The 6,667-nt window shown below is 60.5% G+C and carries 8 protein-coding genes; all 8 read left to right on the top strand.

Going from position 1 to position 6,667, the window contains the following annotated elements; translation table 11 throughout:
* The first annotated feature begins 164 nt into the window (after nucleotides 1-164).
* The 8 genes from Q0349_RS11755 (at nucleotide 165) to Q0349_RS11720 (ending at nucleotide 6,543) form a co-directional block, all read left to right on the top strand.
* A complete protein-coding gene (locus tag Q0349_RS11755) occupies nucleotides 165-632 on the top strand; it encodes a hypothetical protein (RefSeq protein WP_298081185.1) in 468 nt (155 codons plus the stop codon).
* Between the two features lie 67 nt (nucleotides 633-699).
* Nucleotides 700-1,029: an SMR family transporter gene (locus Q0349_RS11750; RefSeq protein WP_298081184.1), complete on the top strand. Its 330-nt coding sequence runs from the start codon at nucleotides 700-702 to the stop codon at nucleotides 1,027-1,029.
* A gap of 67 nt (nucleotides 1,030-1,096) precedes the next feature.
* Nucleotides 1,097-1,867, top strand: coding sequence for a Fe-S cluster assembly ATPase SufC (sufC, locus tag Q0349_RS11745; RefSeq protein WP_298081183.1), 771 nt, complete (start codon nucleotides 1,097-1,099; stop codon nucleotides 1,865-1,867).
* Nucleotides 1,867-3,003, top strand: a complete 1,137-nt coding sequence (gene sufD, locus Q0349_RS11740; protein ID WP_298081182.1) for a Fe-S cluster assembly protein SufD — start codon at nucleotides 1,867-1,869, stop codon at nucleotides 3,001-3,003. Before sufC ends, sufD begins: the two co-directional genes overlap by 1 nt.
* Nucleotides 3,000-4,196: a SufS family cysteine desulfurase gene (locus tag Q0349_RS11735; protein ID WP_298081181.1), complete on the top strand. Its 1,197-nt coding sequence runs from the start codon at nucleotides 3,000-3,002 to the stop codon at nucleotides 4,194-4,196. The genes sufD and Q0349_RS11735 overlap by 4 nt, the downstream gene beginning before the upstream one ends.
* Nucleotides 4,193-4,633 (top strand): Fe-S cluster assembly sulfur transfer protein SufU, encoded by a 441-nt coding sequence (gene sufU, locus Q0349_RS11730; RefSeq protein ID WP_298081180.1) that lies wholly within the window; start codon nucleotides 4,193-4,195, stop codon nucleotides 4,631-4,633. Before Q0349_RS11735 ends, sufU begins: the two co-directional genes overlap by 4 nt.
* Nucleotides 4,634-5,147: 514 nt before the next feature.
* Nucleotides 5,148-5,513 carry an iron-sulfur cluster assembly protein gene (locus tag Q0349_RS11725; RefSeq protein ID WP_298081179.1) on the top strand — a complete coding sequence of 122 codons (366 nt, stop codon included), beginning with the start codon at nucleotides 5,148-5,150 and terminating at the stop codon, nucleotides 5,511-5,513.
* Nucleotides 5,514-5,661: 148 nt separating this feature from the next.
* Entirely contained in the window at nucleotides 5,662-6,543 is an 882-nt protein-coding gene (locus tag Q0349_RS11720) for a factor H binding protein domain-containing protein (RefSeq protein WP_298081178.1), read from the top strand.
* Nucleotides 6,544-6,667 lie beyond the last annotated feature (124 nt).

The following is a 6,667-nucleotide window of genomic DNA, read 5'->3' as shown; positions in this document are numbered from 1 at the left end:
AAGCCGGGGGAAACCCCCCCCCCCGGGGGGGGGGGGGGGGGGGGGGGGCCAGCAAACAAACCGCGTAGCGACAACACACCGCAGCCATTTACATACACCCCCGCTACCCTGTATGTAAAACCATAAACCCATAACCATTCACCCGAAGAACACGAAAACCCACCATGACAGTCCGCAACATAGATTTATCAATCGCCCTGGCGCTATACCTGCCTGCTGTTATTGCCATCCTGCTGATGGGGCAGTCCAATATGATGCGCGCCTATTTTCCGCTACTCGCGGGATTGCTGTTGCCAATCGTGGTTGCTTGGGCATTGAGGGCAAAACCCTATTTCTTGAGTGGCGTTGCGCTTAGTGGCAGTGCATTATTCTGGTTTTTTATGTTGAGCCATTTCAATTTGTCTTCCAGAATTTTTGGCGTTCACGACTATTTCTGGATATTGATTAGTTGGATTATGGGCTGGCTCATCGGACTACTTGCACAATACCGGGCAGAAAATGCAAAAGAAGCGTTTGGAAAAGGCTTCCTTGAAACATTGGCGGGGGTTATGGCGGGACTAATTATTTTGGGCGTTCTTTATCTATTCGGGCTTACCAAGTTTATTTTCTCCCTCAGTAACGTCATTTTATGAGGCTCAAAATATACATACACCATAGTCGCTACCCTGTACGTAAAACATTACCAAACCACGAATCCACATGAACCCCTGGCTCTCCCTCACCCTCGCTATCGTCCTCGAAGTCATCGCCACCACCCTGCTCAAATACAGCGACGGCTTCAGCAAATGGCTACCCACGGCCGCGTCCTTGCTCCTCTACGCCGTCTGCTTCTACTTCGTCGCGCTCGCCTTCCGCAGCATCCCGGTCGGCATGGTGTACGCCATCTGGTCGGGCTGCGGCATCGTGCTGATTGCCCTCATTGGCCTCGCGCTGGGGCAGAAACTCGACCCGCCCGCCGTGCTTGGCATTGCGCTGATTGTCGCCGGCGTGGCGGTCATCAACCTCTTCTCGAAAACCGTCTCTCACTAAATATACATACACCCTGAGCGCTCAGGTGTATGTAAACCCGCTTCAAAATCAAAACAAGGAAACCCCCATGCTAGAAATCCACAACCTGCACGTTGCCACCGAAGACGGCAAAAAAATCCTAAACGGCGTCAATCTGCGCATCGGCGCGGGCGAAGTGCACGCCATCATGGGGCCGAACGGCTCCGGCAAATCGACGCTGGCGAACGTCATCGCCGGGCGTGAAGGCTACGTCGTCACCGAAGGCAGCATCACCTACGACGGCCGCGACCTGCTGGAAATGGAGCCGGACGAGCGCGCCTGCGCCGGCATCTTCCTCGCCTTCCAGTACCCGGTGGAAATCCCCGGCGTCAGCAACCTCTACTTCCTGAAAGCGGCGGTAAACGCCAAACGCGCCTACGAAGGCAAGGGCGAGATGGACGCGATGGAATTCTACGAACTGCTCCAAAGCCGCATGAAAAGCGTGAAAATGCACGACAGCTTCCTCTCACGCGCGGTGAACGTCGGCTTCTCCGGTGGTGAGAAAAAACGCAACGAAATCATGCAAATGGCAGTATTAGAACCGCGCCTGGCGGTACTGGACGAAACCGACTCCGGCCTCGACATCGACGCCCTGCGCGTCGTCTCCGAAGGCGTGAACGCCCTGCGCGACGCCAAGCGCAGCTTCATGGTCATCACCCACTACCAGCGCCTGCTCGACTACATCGTGCCGGACTACGTGCACGTGCTGGTCAATGGCGAAATCGTCGAAAGCGGCGACAAAACGCTGGCGCTGCAACTGGAAGAAAAAGGCTATGCCGACTTCCGCGGCGAAGAAACCGGCGCCGCCCGGAGCGCCTGATGAGCGGCTTCTTCCCGGACATCCGCGCCGCCGAAGGCGCGCTACAACAAGAAGCCTTCACCCGCTGGCAAGCAATGGGCGACCTGCGCCGCCGCGAACACTGGCGCTGGACACCGCTCGATGCCTTGCGCGATGACGCGCGCCGCAGCGAAGGCGCCGACTACCAATTTGACCTGCCCGATGCCATCGGCGAAGACTTCGGCATCTATGCCGAAGCCGACCGCGCCCTGCTGGCGCTGGACGACGCCGCCTTCGCCGCGTTGAACCTCGCGCTCCTGCCCGACGCCCTACAACTCACCGTCCCCGACGACGCCGACCTTGCCGACATCGCCGCACTCAACATCGACCTCCTCGCCCGCCGCCTACAACCCTCGCGCATTCACATCCGCGCCGGCAAAAACAGCCGCAGCGCCTTCTGGATAGACTACCGCGTGAGCCGCAAAGGTGCGCAACTGCCGGTCATCACCGTGGACGCTGCCGATGGCGCGCAGGTGGACGTCGCCCTGTGGTTTCAGGGCGAGAGCGGCACCGCGCAAGTGGCACAAGCCGCCGTGCAACAGGCGAACAACAGCCGCGTCCGCCTCAACGCCCTGCAAGCGGGCGGCGACCTGCTCCGCCTGGACATCCACAGCGAACTGCGCGGCGAAGGCACCCACTTCGCCTTCGGCGGCGTACAACTGCTCGCAGGCAGCCAAATCGGCGACTACCACCTGAACGTGCGCCACCTCACCGAAAACAGCGAAAGCCACCAGCGCGTGCGCGGCGCCCTCGACGACGCGGCGCTCGGCATCTTCGACGGCATGATCTACGTCGCGCACGGCGCACAAAAAACCGACGCGCGCCAGGACAGCCGCTACATCCTGCTTTCTGACAACGCCCGCTCGCACAGCGTTCCGCGTCTGGAAATCTACGCCGACGACGTCCAATGCGCGCACGGCTCGACCACCGGCAAAGTCGATGAAGAAGCGCTGTTCTACCTGCGCTCGCGCGGCATCGGCTACGAAGCGGCGCGCAAAATGCTCATCCTGAGCTTCCTGCACGAAGCCGTGGTCGTCGAACACCAAACCCTCGCCGACGCCGTCCACCAAACCATCAGCGACATCTGGCTCGGCGACGGCGACGAGGCGGCGGCATGAAAAACGAATTTCCCATCTTCAGCCGCACCATCCACGGCAAACCGCTGACCTACCTCGACAACGCCGCCAGCACGCAAAAACCGCTGGCGGTCATCGAAGCGATGGACGACTGCTACCGCCACCACTACAGCAACATCCACCGTGGCGTGCATCACCTCTCGCAACAACTCAGCGCGCGCTACGACGCGGTGCGCGCGCAAGTCGCCCGCTTCGTGAACGCCTCGCGCGCCGAAGAAATCATCTTCACCAAAGGCACCACCGAAGCGCTCAATCTGCTCGCCAGCTCCCTCGGCGAACTCGTCCTCAAACCGGGCGACCGCGTGCTGCTCACCGCGCTCGAACACCACGCCAACATCGTGCCGTGGCAGCGCGCCTGCCAGCGCTTTGGCGCCGACCTCGCCGTCCTGCCCATCGACGACGACGGCGCGCTCGACACCACGAACCTCGACGACCTGCTCGACGGCGTCAAAATCTTCTCCGCCGCGCTCGTCTCCAACGCACTCGGCACCATCAACGACCTCGCGCCGCTCATCGCCCGCGCCAAAGCGCGCGGCATCATCACCGTCGTCGATGCCGCACAGGCCGTCGCCCACATGCCGGTGGACGTACAAGCGCTGGGCTGCGACTTCCTCGCCTACTCCGCGCACAAACTCTACGGCCCGACCGGCATCGGCATCCTCTACGGCCGCTACGACCTGCTCGACGCCATGCCGCCCTACCAAAGCGGCGGCGACATGATTCTGAGCGTCAGCTTTGAGCGCACCCTCTACGCCGCGCCGCCCGCCAAATTCGAAGCAGGCACGCCGCCCATCGTCGAAGTCATCGGCCTCGGCGCCGCGCTAGACTGGATTAACGACAAAGGCGTCGCCCGACTCGGCGCCTACGAAGAAACCCTGCGCGCCGCCGCCGAACAAGCGCTTTCCGAACTGCCCGGCCTGCGCCTCATCGGCACCGCACCACACAAAGCAGCCGTCATCTCCTTCACCCTGGACGGCATCCACCCGCACGACGCGGGCACCGTGCTCGACCAGCACGGCGTCGCGGTGCGCGTCGGCCAACACTGCGCCGAACCCGTCATGCGCCGCTTCGGCGTCCCCGCCACCATCCGCGCCTCATTCGCCGCCTACAACGACCACGACGACATCGCCCGCCTCGTCGCCGCGGTGCGCGCCACCCAGGAACTCTTCGCATGAACGACCTCAAAGCCCTCTACCAGGAAGTCATCCTCGACCACAGCAAACACCCGCGCCACTTCCACGCACTCGAACCCTGCGACCACAGCGCCACCGGACACAACCCGCTCTGCGGCGACAACCTCAAAGTCTACGTGCGCATGGACGGCGACCAACTCGCCGACATCAGCTTCGTCGGCGACGGCTGCGCCATCTCCAAAGCGAGCGCGTCGCTGATGACCGACCTCGCGCGCGGCAAAACCGTCGCCGAATTTGCCCAGCTCTACAACGACTTCCACCACATCGCCACCACGCAAGACCCCATCCCGGACAGCGTCGGCAAACTCAAAGTACTGGCGGGCGTGCGCGAATACCCCTCGCGCGTCAAATGCGCGACACTCGCCTGGCACACCCTTGACGCCGCCCTGCACGGCAAAAACGCGGCGAAGACCGAATGACAGCTTTGCACCCGCCACTGACCGGCTCCCTCCCCCGCAGGGCGAAGCCCGCAGCGGGGGAGGGCTGGGGTGGGGGTAGCGAATTAACCCGATGAACCCATATTGAACATAGAAAACCGGGAAGGTTAGCCCGCATACCCCGCTGCCAAATAGCCATCCCACACCCGGATTTACATACACCTCGAGCGCTCAACTGTATGTAAATCACCAAACAGCCCCCTCCCCCGTGGGGGAGGGCTGGGGCGGGGGCAGCAAACAGGCAGCGCAGACCGAACAAAAAAGTAGGGTGGGGCTTGCCCCACCATTAAAGAACGGTGGGCTAAAGCCCACCCTGCAACCGCTTTACATACACCACGAGCGCTCAACCGTATGTAAATCACCAAACAGCCCCCTCCCCCGTGGGAACAGCAAACCACCCGCAGCGCGACAAAACCCAACCGGTTTACATACACCTTGAGCGCTCAAGTGTATGTAAACGCGAAAAACCACCAACACCAAGCCAAAAGGAACCCCGATGCTCACGATTGACCCGGAAAACGTCCCCTACAACAAAGACCCTGACGACCCCGGCCTGTCGCCGGTCGAAAAAGACATCATCCTCGCGCTCAAAGGCGTCTATGACCCGGAAATCCCGGTCGATATCTACGAACTCGGCCTCATCTACGCGCTGGACTACGACAAAAAAAGCGGCAAGGCAGAAATCCACCTGACCCTGACCGCGCCCGGCTGCCCGGTGGCAGGCGTCATGCCCGACTGGGTCAAGGACGCGGTGGAAGCGGTCGATGGCGTGCTGGAGTGCGAAGTGGTGATGGAATGGGACCCGCCCTGGGGCATGGAAATGATGAGCCTGCGCGCCAAAATCGAGCTGAACATGATCTGAAAAGCGCCACGCGGGCGGAAAAACATTGCCGTTTATGACAGAAAGGTTAAAATACCGACAGTTTCGGCAACCTTTTACGACCGTGAGTACGCGGCAAAAAACCGCTGAAATCCGAGGAAACATCCAACACTATTCAGGAGAACCAACAATGCAGGAAAAATGGCTTATCTCTGCGCTAACCCTCTGCCTGGTCGCCGCCTGCGGTGGCAGTGACGACAACAACACCGCAGCCGACCCAACCCCGCGCGGCCAGACCAAACAAAACAAAATCATCGCCCCCGAATCCCCGGCCGGCGAATGGATTTGGGCAAACAAACGCGGCGCAGAATACCGCTGGCCGGACGAACTGGACGGCTACAGCCACTACAACCTGACCGTGGACGGCCAGTCGCTGGCGAGTGAAGACCGTGGCGCCTACAAAATGGGCATCAACAGCATGACCCTGCCGCGCGGTTTCTACTCCGGCACGGCACAGACCGAATACAGCAGCCAGAACGACAAAAACAAAAAACGTGTCAGCCAGGATTTGGCGCTGCGTTCCTTCCGTGGCTTCTATGCGGGCGCCTACGCCTATGGCCGCCACGACGGCGATCCGGTGATGGATACCGGGCGGATGTACTACACCACGCCGACCCCGTACGACAACCTGCCGACCAGTGGCCGCGCGCTCTATGTTGGTCGCGTCTTTGACCACAACGCGCAGAACGATGCCAAACTGAACTACGTCGTCGATTTCAGTAACCACAAAGGTTCCGGCGAAATCAGTGCCAACACCCTGCACGAAAAATTCGAGCTGGCAGAAGCGCCCATCGGTCAGCATGAAGGGCTGTACGGCACTTATTACGGGGTGAGTAAAGGCGATGTCATTGCCCATGACGTTTATACGGGCGGCAAGCGCGGTACTTACAACCTGATTATCAGCGGTACCCGCGCCGAAGAAGTCGTCGGCGACGTCAACTACACCGACCCCTATGGCAACGAGTCCTTCCAGCAGGTCTTCCACGGCGAACGCGGCGAAGTGGTCAAATAAGCCGCTTTTGATGCCATAAAAAAACCGGCGGTCTCGCCGGTTTTTTTATGGCCATCCACCGAAAGCCTCATATAGCAATCCTCTCTAAATTCTATACAATCATCAATTTCCCTGGAGCCTGACC

The organism is uncultured Cardiobacterium sp., assembly GCF_938028185.1.
Taxonomy (GTDB): Bacteria; Pseudomonadota; Gammaproteobacteria; order Cardiobacteriales; family Cardiobacteriaceae; genus Cardiobacterium.
The sequence above is the reverse complement of the archived record's forward strand: the minus strand, read 5'-3'. Positions and strand labels throughout refer to the sequence as shown.